Below are 13,374 nucleotides of genomic sequence, written 5' to 3'. Positions count from 1 at the left end.
GGGGCGCGCCCGGGGGGGGGGGCCGCCCCCGGGGGGGGGGGGCCCACGACGCGCGGTAATTTTCCGCGATCGACCGTGCCCCACCCGGCCCCTGTCGCTCCGCTCCAGGGTCCACCCTCCCCTACGGGGAGGGATTCATGCCGCCCCGTCCCTCCCCGGAGGAAGGGTGGCCTCGCGAGCGTTAGCGAGCGAGGTCGGGTGGGGCACGATGCGCGGAGATCATCCGCGATCGCCCGTGCCCCACCCGGCCCCTGTCGCTCCGCTCCAGGGTCCACCCTCCCCTACGGGGAGGGATATCTGCCCTTACGCTATGTCAGCGGCCCTCGATACCCCAGAGGGAGCGCAGCGCGTTCGCATCGCCGATGCGCAATCCCGCCGCCCGCAGCGCGCCCACGGTTGCGCGCACGATGGCGCCGTTGTCGGGCGCGGTCGAGCCGTCGGGCATGTGGAGGTTGTTCTCGAGCCCGCAGCGGACATGCCCGCCGAGCAGAGCCGCGAGCACCCCGCAGCCGGTCTCGCGCGGGCCGAAGGCGCAGATCATGAAGTCGCGCATCTCCCCCGCCACCGCCTCGATCAACGGCACGAGCTCGGCCGGGTGCGCGGGCGTGGGCGGGACGTAGCGGCCGCCGACGAAGAGCACCGAAGTCGAGGCGCCGTCGACGACGCCCGCGCGCACCCAGCGCGCGAGGCGCTCGGCATCGGTGCGGTCGTAGACGATGATCTGCGGCGCGATCCGCTCGCGGCCGCAGAACTCGAGCACGTCGTGCAGGCGCTTGGCATCCGCCTCCTGGGGGGCGATCTCGCGCAGGGCCATCGAGACCGCCTCCGGCCGCACGGCCTTGATGGTCGCGATCTGCTGCTCGGGTCCGTAGAGCCCGACCGATTCGGAGGTGATCTGCACCACGAGGCGCGAGCCGACCGCGCGGCGCACCGCCGCGACCGCCTCCCGGTAGAGATCGGGATCGAGGCTGTGGCCGCCATCCGCGCCGCGCACGTGCAGGTGGATCATCGCCGCGCCGGCCTCCACCGCGTCGACCGCGACGGCGGCGCTCTCCTGCGGCGTCACGGGGAGCGCGGGGTGGTCCTCCTTCGAGCGACGCCCGCCGTTCGGGGCCACCGCGACGAAGGTCGGCCGGTAGAGATCGCCCGTGAAGGGCGCGCTCGACGGATTGTCGCTCATGGTGTCGCTCATGGGACCTCCGCAGGGCTTTTCGGGTTCAGGACGCGCGTCGGCGCGCCGTCGAGGAAGGCGGCGACGTTCTCGATGCTCTCGCGATAGACCTGCGCGAAAACGGCCCGCGTGTTGTAGCCGAGATGCGGCGAGAGCACGGCGCCGGGCAGGCGGCGCAACGGGTGGTCGGCGGGCAGCGGCTCGACATCGTAGACGTCGAGCCCCGCGCGGATGCGCCCCGCGGCCAAGGCGGCGACGAGGGCCGCCTCGTCGACGATCGGCCCGCGGGCCGTGTTGACGAGGATCGCGCCCGGGCGCATCGCCGCGATCTCGCGCGCGCCGACGAGGCCGCGCGTCTCGGGGGCGAGCACGAGATGGATCGAGATCGCGTCGCACGTCTCGAACAGGGCGTCGCGCTCGAGGCGGATCACGCCGGCCTCGCGTGCGCCCTCCTCGGTAAGCGAGCGGCTCCAGGCGGCGACCTCCATGCCGAGCGCGCGCCCGTATCCCGCGACCATCCGGCCGATCCGGCCGAAGCCCAGGATGCCGAGCCGCTTGCCCGCGAGCGCCTCGCCGACCGGCACGCCGTCGTGCCAATCCCCCCGCCGCATGGCGGCGTCGGCGAGATGCAGGCTGCGCGAGGCGGCAAGCAGGAGGCCGAGCGCGATCTCGGCGGTGGCGGCCTTCGAATCGATGCCCGTATTGCAGACGATCACGCCGTTGCGCGTCGCCGCCGCGAGATCGAGGGAGGGGGCGCGCGCGCCCGTCAGCGCGATCAGCCGCAGCCGCGGCAGGCGGTCGAGGAGGGAGGCGGGGAAGGCGGTGCGCTCGCGCATGGCGACGACGCCGTCGAAGCGTGCGAGCCGATCGGCGGCCTCGTCCTCGTCGGCGAAGGGCTCGTGCACGAACACGACCTCCGCGCGTCCCGCGAGCACGCCCCAATCCGCGCTCGCTCGAGCGATGCGCTGCGTGTCGTCAAGGACGGCGAGCCGGAACTCCGCCATCAGTACCTCCCCGTACGTTTTTCCCGTTATAGCGCAGATGGGTCGCCTTGCGGGAGACCTCCGGGAGAAATCTTTCGAGGGAGGCGCAATAGGATTGCGGCAACCCGAGGCTGCCGGCCGCGGCGAGGATGGCTTCCATGTAGCCCGGCTGCGGCACCCCGCCCTCCCCCGGCCGTCCGACATAGACGAGCGCGCGGCGCGGGCCGCCGGGTTGGGCGATCACGGTCTGGAGGATCTTGGAATAGAGGCCCGTATGCAGGCTCTCGTACCGATCGAGGGCGGGAACGTCCTTGAGCGCGAGGTCCCACAGGAGCCCCCAGACCTCGCCCCGCGGCGCGCGCGCCACCGAGGCCCAGCCCTCCGGCATGATCACGAACCGGTGCCGCATCAGCCGCGCCGGCCCCAGCGGCCGCGACGCGGGGCAGCGCTGGGCCATCTGCGCGAGGTCCATGTTCGAGCCGTAGGCGAAATAGAGGGGCATGGCGGGCTCCGCTCTCGGGGTGGGGCGGGAGAGGTGCCGGGGGCCCGCGATCGACGGATGGACGATTGCCGCCGCACCCCGACGATCGCGAGCCTCCCCGGTCGCTCGCGTTTCTAGCACCTCCCGAATCCGCCGACGTCTGCGGAGAGAGGAAAAAGCGGAGGATTCACAGGCTTCGCGGGCAGGCGGAGCGGCGGCGGCTTCCGGGCCGGCGCACCGAGCGGACGGCGCGGCGCTTGACTCTCGCGCGAGCCGATGGAATCCATAAGAGAACGGAAATCGAACATACAGGGATCGAAATGGCGCCCCCAGACCGCGCCCGCGACGTCGGCACAGCCGTGCCGGCGACGGGGGAGGCTTTGCCGTCTCCCCAGGCGGCGCAGGAAGAGAACCCGCAGGCGCGCCTCGAGCGCGCGCGGGCGGCCCTGCGGCGCGACCTCGCCCGGCTCGAAGGAGAGGGGCCGGGCGAAGGGGGGCGTGAGGGGCATCGTGAGGGGGGTCATGATCCGCCGCGCGGGCGCCGGGACGTCGGCGGGCGCGTGCGGCTCGGCGCACCGGCGCTCGACGCGGCGCTCGGCGGCGGGCTCGCCCGCGCACGGCTGCACGAGGTGATGGCGCGCGCCGCCGGCGATCTCGGCGCCGCCCACGGCTTCGCCGCCGCCCTCGCCGCGCGCCTCGTCGCGGCCAAGGGGGCGAGCGGCGGGGCGGCGGTGTGGATCCAGGACGAGACCGCCGCGCGCGAGGACGGGGGGCTCTACGGGCCGGGGCTCGCCATGCACGGGCTCGATCCCGCCCGCCTCCTCCTCGTGCGCGCCAAGGACCCGCGCGAGGCGCTCTGGGCGGCCGAGCAGGCTCTCCGCTGCCGGGCGCTCGCGGCGGTCCTCGTCGAGATCGGCCGGCTCGGCGGCGTCTACGACCTCACGGCCTCGCGCCGCCTGGTGCTCGCCGCGCGCGAGGGCGGCGCGGCGGGGGTGCTGGTGCGCGCCGCCGCCGGCGCGGGCGCGGAGGCCTTCGCGAGCGCCGCCGCGACCCGCTGGATCGTCGCCGCGCGCCCGAGCCGCCCCGGTCTCGCCGGGGAGCCGGGCGCGCCGGCCTGGACCGTTTCGCTCGCCCGCCATCGCGGCGGCCGCGAGGGCATTTTCGACCTGGAGTGGAACCATGAGCATTGCGTCCTCGCCGAGCTCGAAGCGCTATCTCGCGATCGTCCTGCCGCATCTGGCGACGGAGCGGGCGGCCCGCCGGCTGCGCTCCCGTTCCGGCGCCGCGCCTGAGGGCGGGCGCGCGCCCCTCGTCGCCGTGGCCAAGGTGCGCGGCGCGCTGCGGCTCCACGCGCTCGACGCGCAGGCCGCGCGGCTCGGACTGCATGTCGGCCAGAGCCTCGCGGACGCCCGCGCGCTGCGCCCGGACCTCGCGACCGTCGAGGCCGATCCGCCCGGCGACGCCGCGGCGCTCGAGCGGCTCGCCGATTGGGGACGGCGCTGGACGCCGCTCGTCGCCGCGCTGCCGCCGGACGGCTTCGTGCTCGACATCGGCGGCTCGGCCCATCTCTTCGGCGGCGAGGCGGGGCTCCTCGCGGACGTCGTCTCGCGCCTCGCGGCGCTCGGCTTCACCGGCCGCGGCGCGATCGCCGGCACGCCCGAGGCGGCGCAGGCGATCGCGCGGGTCGCGCCGGGGCGGATCGTGCCCGAGGGCGAGGAGGAGCGGGCGTTGCGCCCCGTGCCGCTCGCCGCGCTCTCGCTCGAGCCCGGCGTCGCGGAGGGGCTCGCCCGGCTCGGCCTGTCGCGCGTCGAGGACGTGATCCTGCGCCCGCGCGCCCCCTTCGCCGCCCGCTTCGGCGAGGGGCTGATCGAGCGGCTCGACGCGGCGCTCGGGCGCGTGCGCTCGGCGATCGGGGCGCGGCTCGAGGCGCCGCCCTACGTCGTCGAGCGCCGCTTCTTCGAGCCGATCCTGACGCAGGAGGACGTCGCGCGCACGCTCGCGCGGCTCGCCGACGAGCTCGGCGCCATGCTCGTGCGCCACGGCGAGGGCGCGCTGTCGCTCGAGCTCTCGCTCTTCCGGGTCGACGGGGCGGTGCGGCGCATCCGGGTCGGCGCGAGCCGCCCGACGCGCGAGCCCGGGCGCATGAGCCTCCTCTTCCGCGAGCGCCTCGCGGCCGAGAACGACCCGCTCGACATCGGCTACGGCTTCGACGTGGTGCGCCTCGCCGCCTTGGCCGCGCGCCCCCTCGCCGAGGCCGCGCCGCGGCTCGACGGGGAGAGCGCGGGCGAGGATCTCGGCCGGCTCGTCGACACGCTCGGCGCGCGGCTCGGGACGCAGCGCGTGCGCCGCCTCGCGCCCTGCGACGCGCATCTGCCGGAGGCCGCCTGCGCCGCGCGGCCGCCGGGGGAGCGCGACCTGGACGCCGCCGCCTGGCTCGCCGCTTTGCCCGACGCGCCGGCCGACCGCCCGATCCGCCTGTTCGCGCGCCCCGAGCCGATCGAGGCGCTCGCGAGCGTGCCGGACGGGCCGCCCTTGCGCTTCCGCTGGCGCCGCGTCCTCCACGAGACCGCGGCCTACGAGGGCCCCGAGCGCATCGCCCCGCCCTGGTGGGAGGGACCCGCCCTCACGCGCGATTATTTCCGCGCCGAGGACCGCGAGGGCCGCCGCTTCTGGCTGTTCCGCGAGGGTCTCTACGCCCGCGAGGTCTCGGAGGCCCGCTGGTTCGTGCACGGATTGTTCGGGTGAGGCGGTCTCGGCGGCGCCGCGCCCTCCCCCCTGCGACGAAAAAACCGCACCCTGGCGGTAACGTTTTCCCTCCCCGAGTCGTAGACGGGGGAACACGCCTCGACCGGAGACGCCCGAAGATGCCGCTCGCCCGCCCGATCCTCGCGATCGCCGCCGCTCTTTCGCTCGCGCTCGCCCCGGCGCATGCCGCGGAGACCCGCTCCTTCGAGGAGATCGCCGAGGCGGCGCGCGGGCAGACGGTGTTCTGGAACGCCTGGGGCGGCGATCCGGGGACGAACGCCTTCATCGAATGGGTGGACGGCGAGATGCGCGAGCGCTACGGCGTCTCGGTCACCCACGTGAAGCTCACCGACACCGCCGAGGCCGTGACCCGGGTGCTGGCCGAGCGCGCCGCCGGGCGCGCGGAGGGCGGCTCGGTCGATCTGATCTGGATCAACGGGCCCAATTTCCTCGCGATGAAGAACGAAGGCCTGCTCCACGGCCCCTTCGTCGAGGCGCTGCCGAATTTCGCCCTCGTCGACACGATCGACAAGCCCTCGAACGTGGTCGATTTCACGGTGCCGGTCGAGGGTCTCGCCGCGCCCTGGCGCATCGCGCAGATCGCCTTTCTCCACGACGGCGAGCGGCTCCCCCGCGAGGACGCGCCGCGCTCGATCGAGGCCCTGGGCGATTGGGCGCGCGCCAATCCGGGCCTGACGACGCATCCCACCGCGCGCAACTTCCTCGGCGCGACCTTCCTCAAGCAGGCGCTCTACGCGCTCGCCCCGGATGCCGAGATCCTCTCCGCGCCGCCCACCGACGCGCTCTACGAGGAGACGACCGCGCCGCTTTGGGACTGGTACGAGGCGCTGCGCCCGTCCCTCTGGCGCGAAGGGCGCGAATTCCCCGAGAGCGGGGCCGCCCTCGACCAGCTCCTCGCCGACGGCGAGATCGACATGGCGATCACCTTCAACCCGGCGGAGGCGGCGGCCGGCATCCTCGACGGGCGCCTGCCGGAGACGACGCGGGTGTTCTTCCTCGACGGCGGCACGATCGGCAACACCTCCTTCGTCGCGATTCCCTTCAACGCGGCCAACAAGGAGGGCGCGATGGTGGTGGCGAATTTCCTGATGTCCCCGCTGGCGCAGGCCCGCGCGCAGGACCCCGCCCGTCTCGGCGCCTTCACCGTGCTCGCCCTCGACCGCCTCACCGAGGACGAGCGCGCCGCCTTCGACATGACCGACGCCCATCCCGCGATGCCTGCGCCGGGCGAGATCGTCCCCGTTCTGCCCGAGCCGCATCCCGATTGGATGACGCGCCTCGTCGCCGATTGGGAGGCGCGCGTCGCGCGCTGACGAGCCTTCCGGACGGCGCGCCGATGATCCCCTCCCCGCCCCGCATCGATTGGCTGCGCGCCGCGCCGGGGCTGACGCTCGCCCTGTTCCTGGGGCCGATCCTGGCGGGGCTTGTCGGCACCCTCGCCCCGGCTCTGGGGCTCGGCCCGGTCGGCGAGGCACGGCTGTCGCCCTCCGCCTTCGAGACGCTCCTCGCCCAGCCGGGGCTCGCCGGCTCGGTGCGGCTGACGCTGACGACGGGCTTTTCCGCGACAGCGATCGCGCTCCTCTTCGCCTGCGGCTTCGTCGCGGCGGCGAGCGCGCGGCCGGGCTTCGCGCGGTTCGAGCGGGCGCTCGCGCCGCTCCTCGCCACGCCGCACGTCGCGGTGGCGATCGGCTTCGCCTTCCTGATCGCGTCGAGCGGGCTCTTCGCGCGCCTCGTCTCGCCGTGGCTGACGGGCTGGGAGCGCCCGCCGCCCGTCGCGATCGTCCGCGATCCGTGGGGGATGTCCTACGTGGCCGGGCTCGTCCTCAAGGAGACGGCCTTCCTCGTCTTGATGATGCTCGCCGCGCAGGGCCAGGCGCGGGTGCGGCCCGCGCTCGCGGCGGCGCGCGCGCTCGGCTATTCCCCGCTCACGGCCTGGGCGAAGGTGGCGCTGCCGGCGATCTATCGGCGCATCAGGCTGCCGGTCTATGCGGTGCTGGCCTTCTCCTTGTCGAATGTCGAGGTCGCCCTCGTTCTGGCGCCGGGCACGCCCCCTCCCCTCGCGGTCCTCGCTCTGCGCTGGTTCTCGAGCCACGACCTCGCCGTCTTCGCGCCGGCGAACGCGGCCGCGATCCTGCAGCTTGCGATCGTGATCGGCGGCATCGGGCTGTGGCGGCTCGCCGAGATCGCCGCGGCGGCGCTCGGGCGGCGCTGGTGCGCGCGCGGGGCGCGCGGCGGCCTCGCCGCGCCGCTGCTCGTCGTCGGCGCCGCGGGCGCCCTCCTGTCGGGGGCGCTCACCATCCTCGCGATCGTGGCGATGGGCGTCTGGTCGCTGGCGACCCGGTGGACCTATCCGAGCGCCCTGCCGGACGCCTTCACCCTCGCGACCTGGTCGCGCGCCGGCCCCGCGCTCGCCGACCTCGTCGGCACGAGCGCCGCGATCGCCGCCATCGCCAGCCTCGTCGCGCTCGTCCTCGCCCTCGCCTGCCTCGAGAACGAGGCGCGGCGCGGCGTCCGGCCCGGCGCGGGGGCCCTGTGGCTTCTCTATCTGCCCCTCCTCGTGCCGCAGATCGCCTTCCTCTTCGGCGCGCAGGTGCTGATCGTGCGGCTCGCGATCGACGGCACGCTCTTCGCCGTCGTCTGGGCGCATCTCCTGTTCGTGCTGCCTTACGTCTTCCTCTCGCTCGCCGATCCCTTCCGCGCGCTCGATCCGCGTTATGCCCGCATCAGCGCCGGGCTCGGGATCGGGCCGTGGCGGACCTTCTTCACGGTCAAGCTGCCGATGCTCGCGCGGCCGATCGCGGTCGCGTTCGCCATCGGGTTCTCGGTCTCGATCGCGCTCTATCTGCCGACGCTGTTCGCGGGCGCGGGCCGGGTCGCGACGCTCACGACGGAGGCGGTGGCGCTCGCGTCGGGCTCGGACCGGCGCATCATCGGCGCGACCGCCTTCCTGCAGGCGCTCCTGCCGCTCCTCGTCTACGCGATCGCGCTCGCGCCGGCGCACGGGCCGCCGCTCGCCCTGCGCATGTCGCGCGTGCGGGCGGGCCTCGCCGCCTGGGCGACGGTGGGGAGGGGCGCGTCGTGAGCGCGCGCGAGGGTCTCGCGCTCGAGGGCGTCACGATCCGCCTCGGCGGGCGCCCCCTCGTCGGCCCCCTCGATCTCGCGGTCGCGCCCGGCGAGGCGGCGACCGTGATGGGGCCGAGCGGATCGGGCAAGTCGACGCTCCTCGCTTATGTCGGCGGCTTCCTCGACCCGGCTTTCGCCGCGCGCGGGCGCGTCGTCGTGGCGGGTAGAGCCGTCGAGGGCCTGCCGCCGGAGCGACGCGGCATCGGCATCCTCTTCCAGGACGACCTCCTGTTCCCGCACCTCACGGTCGGCGGCAACCTCGCCTTCGGCCTGCCCGCCGACATCCGCGGGCGGGCCCGGCGCCGGGCGCTCGTCGAGGAGGCGCTGGCGCGCGCGGGGCTCGACGGCTTCGCCGATGGCGATCCCGCGACGCTCTCGGGCGGCCAGCGCGCCCGCGTCGCGCTGATGCGCACCCTCCTCGCGCGCCCCCGCGCGCTCCTCCTCGACGAGCCCTTCGGCAAGCTCGACGTCGCTTTGCGCGAGGAGGTCCGCGGCTTCGTCCTCGCCCACGCCAAGGCCGAGCGCCTGCCGATCCTCCTCGTCACCCACGACCCCGCCGACGCCGAAGCGGCCGGCGGGCGGATCGTGCGCGTGGGGTGAGTGCTCCACCCGTGTCGTCCCCGGCCGGAGCGCCGAAGGCGATCCACGAAGCAATCAGCCCAACCGCCCGCGCGCGGCGACGTCGATCTCGCCGACGATCCTCCCGCCGCGCACGGCGACGAGCCTGTCGACCATGTTGACGACGACGCAGACGTGGTTGGGCACGACCCGCACCACCTCCCCCACGAGCGGCCGATCGTTGCAGGCCGAGAGGTCGAGGAAGCCGTGCTCCTCGGAGAATTTGTGGATGCGCGCGCGGGGATGTTCGAGCACGAGCCCGTACCCGTCGAGCCCGCCCGTGTCCGCCGTGAGCGTCTTCGAGCCGGCGTCGAGGATGCCGCGCTCGGGCTCGGCGCGGCTGACGACCGTCGCGTAGACCGTCAGCGCGCAATCCTCGAGGCGCGCCATGCCGCAGGCGAGCATCATCCGGTCGTTGAAGACGTAGGTGCCCGGGCGGTGCTCGGTGGCGCCGCTTATGCGCCCGAGATTGGCGAGGTTCGGCGTGCCGCCCGAGGAGACGATCGCGGGTTCGAGCCCCGCCTCGCGCACCCCGCGCATCGCCGCGTCGAGAAAGACTTGCGTCTCCGCGATCGCGTCCTCGGGCGGGTAGAGCATGAAGCCGGCGAAGGCGAGGCCCGGGCGCGCGGCGATGTCGCGCGCGAGCGCCAACGCCTCCGCCACCGTCGCGACGCCCGCCCGCTTGCGGCCGGTATCGACCTCGACGACGACGGGCAGCGCGCGACCGGCGATCTCGGCGGCGCGCGGCAGCCCCTCGACGACGACCGGATTGTCGGCCGCGACCGTGACCCGGGTGCCGGCGAGGAGGCGTCCGAGCCGCCCGAGCTTGTGCTCGCCCAGGATGTTGTACGAGATCAGGATGTCGTCGAGCCCGGCCTCGGCCATCACCTCCGCCTCGCCGAGCTTCTGGCAGGTGATCCCCCGCGCGCCCGCCTCGACCTGGAGGCGCGCGAGGACGGGGCTCTTGTGCGTCTTGACGTGCGGGCGGTTGGCGACGCCGACCTCGTCGCACATCTTTTGAATGCGCGCGACGTTGCGCTCGACCACGTCGAGATCGACGACGACGGCAGGGGTGCCGAATTCGCGCGCGACGGCGCTCACGAGATCCTCGGTCGACACGGGCGCGCTCTCCTCGTCCTTCTCACGGCCTCGTCCCGCGTAGCGCCGCACGCGCCGACGCGACAGGGGCGATTCTCCGCTCCCTCGTGGGCGCTCGCGGGCCGACCATCTCCGGAACACCGCCGCGCGCCTCGTGTTTCCCTCCCCTTCGAGGGATCAGGGAGAGGCGCTCATGCGGGGCCGTTCGACGGCGATCTTGACGGCGGGCGCGCTCGCGCTCGGGCTGCACGCGGCGCAGGCGCAGCTCGGGGTGCCGTCCGAAGCCGAGCAGCAGGGCGTGCTCGCCGGCGTGATCTCGCGGCTCCTGACGACGCCCACCGCCCGCGTCGAGATCGGCGGCATCGAAGGCGTGCTCTCGCGCCGCGCCACGATCACCGGCATCCGCGTCGGCGACGAGGACGGGATCTGGCTCTCGCTCGCGCGCGCCGAAATCGACTGGAGTCTCACCGCGCTCCTGCGCGGGCGGCTCGAGGTGAGCGAGCTGACCCTCTCCGAGCTCGAGATCGCGCGCCGCCCCGTCCCCACCGATCGCCCCGAGGACGTCGCCGAGGGGCCGCTCGTGCCCGAGGTGCCGATCGAGGTGAACATCGAGGCCTTCACGCTCGATCGCCTGCGCCTCGGCGAGGCCGTCCTCGGCACCCCGGCCGAGCTCTCCGCGCAGGGCTCCGCCCGCCTCGGCGCGGAGGACGGGGCGACCTTCCTCGCCTTCGAGGCGCAGCGCCTCGACGCCGAGGGTACGCTCTCGGTCGATCTCGATTATTCCCCGCAGACGACCGTGCTCGCGCTCGACGTCACCCATGCCGAGCCGGAGGGCGGGATCGTCGCGCGCCTTCTCGATCTGCCCGGCCTGCCGCCGGTGTCGCTCACGATCGCCGGCGAGGCGCCGCTCGACGCCTTCGACGCGCAGATCGCGCTCGAGGCCGGGCCCGAGATCGGCGCGCAGGGGCGCGCCACCGTGCGGCGGGGCGATGCCGCCTACGCGCTCGATCTCGACGTCGCCGCGCGGATCGCCGCGCTCGTGCCGGAGACGGCCGCGCCCCTCTTCGAGGGCACGACGCAGCTCGTCGGCGAGGCGTCGTTCGGCGACGACGGCGCGATCGCGATCGCGCGCCTCGCGCTCGGCACCGAGATCGCCGAGCTCGCGCTCGCCGGCACGGTCGCGCCCGACCGCGCGCTCGATCTCGCGCTCTCGGGGGAGACGCGGCTCGACACGACTTTGCGGCTCGACGAGACGACGGTGGACGCGCTCGCTCTCGATCTGCGAATCACGGGATTTCCCACCGCGCCGCGCCTCGCGGGCTTCCTCGACGGACAGGGCGTCGGCCTCGCGCAGGGGCGCGTCGAGCGTCTGCGGCTCGATGTGGACGTGGCGCCGGAGGCCGCGACGGTTCCCGCCGAGCGCTACCGCTTCGAGCTCGCCGCGCAGGCCGAGGGCGTCGCCTTGACCGACCCGGCGCTCGCCGCGGCGCTCGGCGACGGCGCGCGGGTCGAGGCGAGCGGCACCGCGGACGTGATCGGCATCGCCGACGTGACCCGCGCCACGATCGAGACGCCGACGCTCGCGGGCACCTATTCCGGCATTCTCGCCGCGCGCACCCTCGACGGCCTGTTCGAGGCGCGGATCCCCTCGCTCGAGCCCTTCGGCGACATCGCCGGGCTCGCGCTCGCGGGCAGCGCGGATCTGACCGCGCGGCTCGGCGCCGACCCCGCAGAGGAGACCCTGACCGCCGCGCTGCAGGGACGCCTGTCCGATTTCGCGACCGGCATCGCCGCGCTCGACGGCCTGTTCGGCCCGGACGTGACGCTGACCGGCACCGCCGCGTCGCTCGCCGACGGGATCGGTTTCGACGGGCTGCGGCTCGACGGCGCCAATCTCGCGCTGACGCTGCACGGAAGCGCGACGCAGACGCGCGCCGATCTCGCGCTCGACGCGCGGGTCCCCCGCCTCGCCGCCTTGCATCCGCGGCTCGATGCGGGCGAGGGGGTGATCGAGGCGCGGCTCACGGGCTCGCTCGAGCGCCCGAGCCTCGCCGCCCGCGCGACCCTCACCGACGTCGTCGCCTTGGAGCGGCCGGTGCCGCGCCTCGATCTGACGATCGACGCGACCGGCCTCGGCCCCGATCTCGACGCGCGCATCGGCCTCGACGGCACGGTCTCGGACGCGCCCGCGCGCGGGGGGCTGCGCGTCGTCGGGCGAGAGGGCGGCTGGTCGGTGGAGGATATCGACGTGGCGATCGGCTCGGTCGGGCTCACGGGCGCGTTGCAGGTCGACGAGGACCTGCGCAGCGAGGGCGGCCTGCGGCTCGCGGCCGGGGATCTCGACGATCTGAGCCCCCTCGTCCTCGCCGCTCTGTCCGGGCGGCTCGAGGCGGCGATCGATCTCGTGCGCGAGGCGGACGGCAGCCAGAGCGCGACGCTCGAGGCGAGCGGGCAGGATCTCGCGGTGGAGGCGATCGGCATCGGCGCGATCGACGCCTCGATCGCCGGGACCGACCTGATCGAGGCGCCGCGGCTCGACGGCGAGGCGGTGGCGCAGCGCGTCGACGTCTTCGGCGAGGCCTTCGAGCGCGTCGAGGCCCGCGCCGTGGCGACCGCGAACGCCACCGATTTCACGGTCTCGGCACGCGCGGGCGATCTCCTCTACGAGACGAGCGGCACGCTCGTGCCCGAGACCCCCGTCCCGCGGCTCGACCTGCGCGACATCTCGGTGGGCCCAGCGCCGGATTGAGCCTCGCCAGCTCGCACAGCTCGCAGCGCCTCGGCGACGAGCGCGTTCTCGTCTGGCCCAGGGGCGCTCTCTCCTTCCCCTCAGGGTTTGAACATCTTTCGTTGCGGTGTCATCAAGTCAGTCGCACCGACAGGGTGAGTGCTCCACCGGTGTCATCCCCGGCCGGAGGTCGCTTGCGACCGGAGCGGAAGGGGACCCAGCATGAGAATCGCTTGCGGAGCAAGCACTTGTGGCGGCGACGAGCCGCCTGGTCGGCGGCGCGAGCGCTTGCTCCGCAAGCGTCTTCCTGTGCTGGGTCCCCTTGTAATAGCGAACCCTGATATGACGGTCCTGCTCTTCGGGGCGCCGGGGGCCGGGGGGGGCCCCCCCGCCCCCGGGGCGCGGG

General features: G+C 74.6%; 10 protein-coding genes. 6 read left to right on the top strand and 4 right to left on the bottom strand.

Going from position 1 to position 13,374, the window contains the following annotated elements; genetic code table 11:
- Nucleotides 1-313: 313 nt before the first annotated feature.
- The 3 genes from ACK4UM_RS19930 to ACK4UM_RS19920 are packed head-to-tail and all read right to left on the bottom strand — an operon-like array spanning nt 314 to nt 2,656.
- Nucleotides 314-1,192, bottom strand: a complete 879-nt coding sequence (locus tag ACK4UM_RS19930) for a 3-keto-5-aminohexanoate cleavage protein (RefSeq protein WP_409802592.1) — start codon at nt 1,190-1,192, stop codon at nt 314-316.
- Nucleotides 1,189-2,175: a D-2-hydroxyacid dehydrogenase family protein gene (locus ACK4UM_RS19925; RefSeq protein ID WP_409802591.1), complete on the bottom strand. Its 987-nt coding sequence runs from the start codon at nt 2,173-2,175 to the stop codon at nt 1,189-1,191. Before ACK4UM_RS19925 ends, ACK4UM_RS19930 begins: the two co-directional genes overlap by 4 nt.
- A complete protein-coding gene (locus ACK4UM_RS19920; RefSeq protein WP_409802590.1) occupies nt 2,147-2,656 on the bottom strand; it encodes a gamma-glutamylcyclotransferase family protein in 510 nt (169 codons plus the stop codon). Before ACK4UM_RS19920 ends, ACK4UM_RS19925 begins: the two co-directional genes overlap by 29 nt.
- A 299-nt stretch (nt 2,657-2,955) precedes the next feature.
- On the opposite strand from ACK4UM_RS19920, the gene ACK4UM_RS19915 reads away from it, so the two are divergent.
- The 5 genes from ACK4UM_RS19915 (at nt 2,956) to ACK4UM_RS19895 (ending at nt 9,124) form a co-directional block, all read left to right on the top strand.
- On the top strand, nt 2,956-3,927 hold the full coding sequence (locus tag ACK4UM_RS19915; RefSeq protein WP_409802589.1) for an ImuA family protein: 972 nt from the start codon (nt 2,956-2,958) through the stop codon (nt 3,925-3,927).
- The gene (locus ACK4UM_RS19910) at nt 3,815-5,380 is read left to right on the top strand and encodes a Y-family DNA polymerase (RefSeq protein ID WP_409802588.1); all 1,566 of its coding nucleotides are present in this window, start codon (nt 3,815-3,817) and stop codon (nt 5,378-5,380) included. Before ACK4UM_RS19915 ends, ACK4UM_RS19910 begins: the two co-directional genes overlap by 113 nt.
- 119 nt (nt 5,381-5,499) lie before the next feature.
- Entirely contained in the window at nt 5,500-6,714 is a 1,215-nt protein-coding gene (locus ACK4UM_RS19905; RefSeq protein WP_409802587.1) for an ABC transporter substrate-binding protein, read from the top strand.
- Between the two features lie 23 nt (nt 6,715-6,737).
- Nucleotides 6,738-8,483, top strand: coding sequence for an ABC transporter permease (locus ACK4UM_RS19900; RefSeq protein WP_409802586.1), 1,746 nt, complete (start codon nt 6,738-6,740; stop codon nt 8,481-8,483).
- Nucleotides 8,480-9,124, top strand: coding sequence for an ATP-binding cassette domain-containing protein (locus ACK4UM_RS19895; RefSeq protein WP_409802585.1), 645 nt, complete (start codon nt 8,480-8,482; stop codon nt 9,122-9,124). Before ACK4UM_RS19900 ends, ACK4UM_RS19895 begins: the two co-directional genes overlap by 4 nt.
- A gap of 54 nt (nt 9,125-9,178) precedes the next feature.
- Here the strand turns inward: ACK4UM_RS19895 and ACK4UM_RS19890 are convergent, their stop codons facing one another.
- Complete coding sequence (locus ACK4UM_RS19890; protein ID WP_409802584.1) at nt 9,179-10,261, bottom strand: alanine racemase; 1,083 nt, start codon at nt 10,259-10,261, stop codon at nt 9,179-9,181.
- A gap of 172 nt (nt 10,262-10,433) precedes the next feature.
- Between ACK4UM_RS19890 and ACK4UM_RS19885 the strand changes: the two genes are divergently transcribed.
- Nucleotides 10,434-12,989, top strand: coding sequence for a hypothetical protein (locus tag ACK4UM_RS19885; protein ID WP_409802583.1), 2,556 nt, complete (start codon nt 10,434-10,436; stop codon nt 12,987-12,989).
- Nucleotides 12,990-13,374: the final 385 nt, after the last annotated feature.

The organism is Salinarimonas sp. (genome assembly GCF_046292825.1).
Taxonomy (GTDB): domain Bacteria; phylum Pseudomonadota; class Alphaproteobacteria; order Rhizobiales; family Beijerinckiaceae; genus Salinarimonas.
Note: the sequence above shows the minus strand (reverse complement) of the source record. Positions and strands in the feature narration are given on the sequence as shown.

Coding starts and splice junctions, on each gene's coding strand:
- ACK4UM_RS19900 (WP_409802586.1), top strand. CDS start 6,738: ATGATCCCCTCCCCGCCCCGCATCGATTGGCTGCGCGCCGCGCCGGGG.
- ACK4UM_RS19920 (WP_409802590.1), bottom strand. CDS start 2,656: ATGCCCCTCTATTTCGCCTACGGCTCGAACATGGACCTCGCGCAGATG.
- ACK4UM_RS19885 (WP_409802583.1), top strand. CDS start 10,434: ATGCGGGGCCGTTCGACGGCGATCTTGACGGCGGGCGCGCTCGCGCTC.
- ACK4UM_RS19905 (WP_409802587.1), top strand. CDS start 5,500: ATGCCGCTCGCCCGCCCGATCCTCGCGATCGCCGCCGCTCTTTCGCTC.
- ACK4UM_RS19925 (WP_409802591.1), bottom strand. CDS start 2,175: ATGGCGGAGTTCCGGCTCGCCGTCCTTGACGACACGCAGCGCATCGCT.
- ACK4UM_RS19930 (WP_409802592.1), bottom strand. CDS start 1,192: ATGAGCGACACCATGAGCGACAATCCGTCGAGCGCGCCCTTCACGGGC.
- ACK4UM_RS19910 (WP_409802588.1), top strand. CDS start 3,815: ATGAGCATTGCGTCCTCGCCGAGCTCGAAGCGCTATCTCGCGATCGTC.
- ACK4UM_RS19915 (WP_409802589.1), top strand. CDS start 2,956: ATGGCGCCCCCAGACCGCGCCCGCGACGTCGGCACAGCCGTGCCGGCG.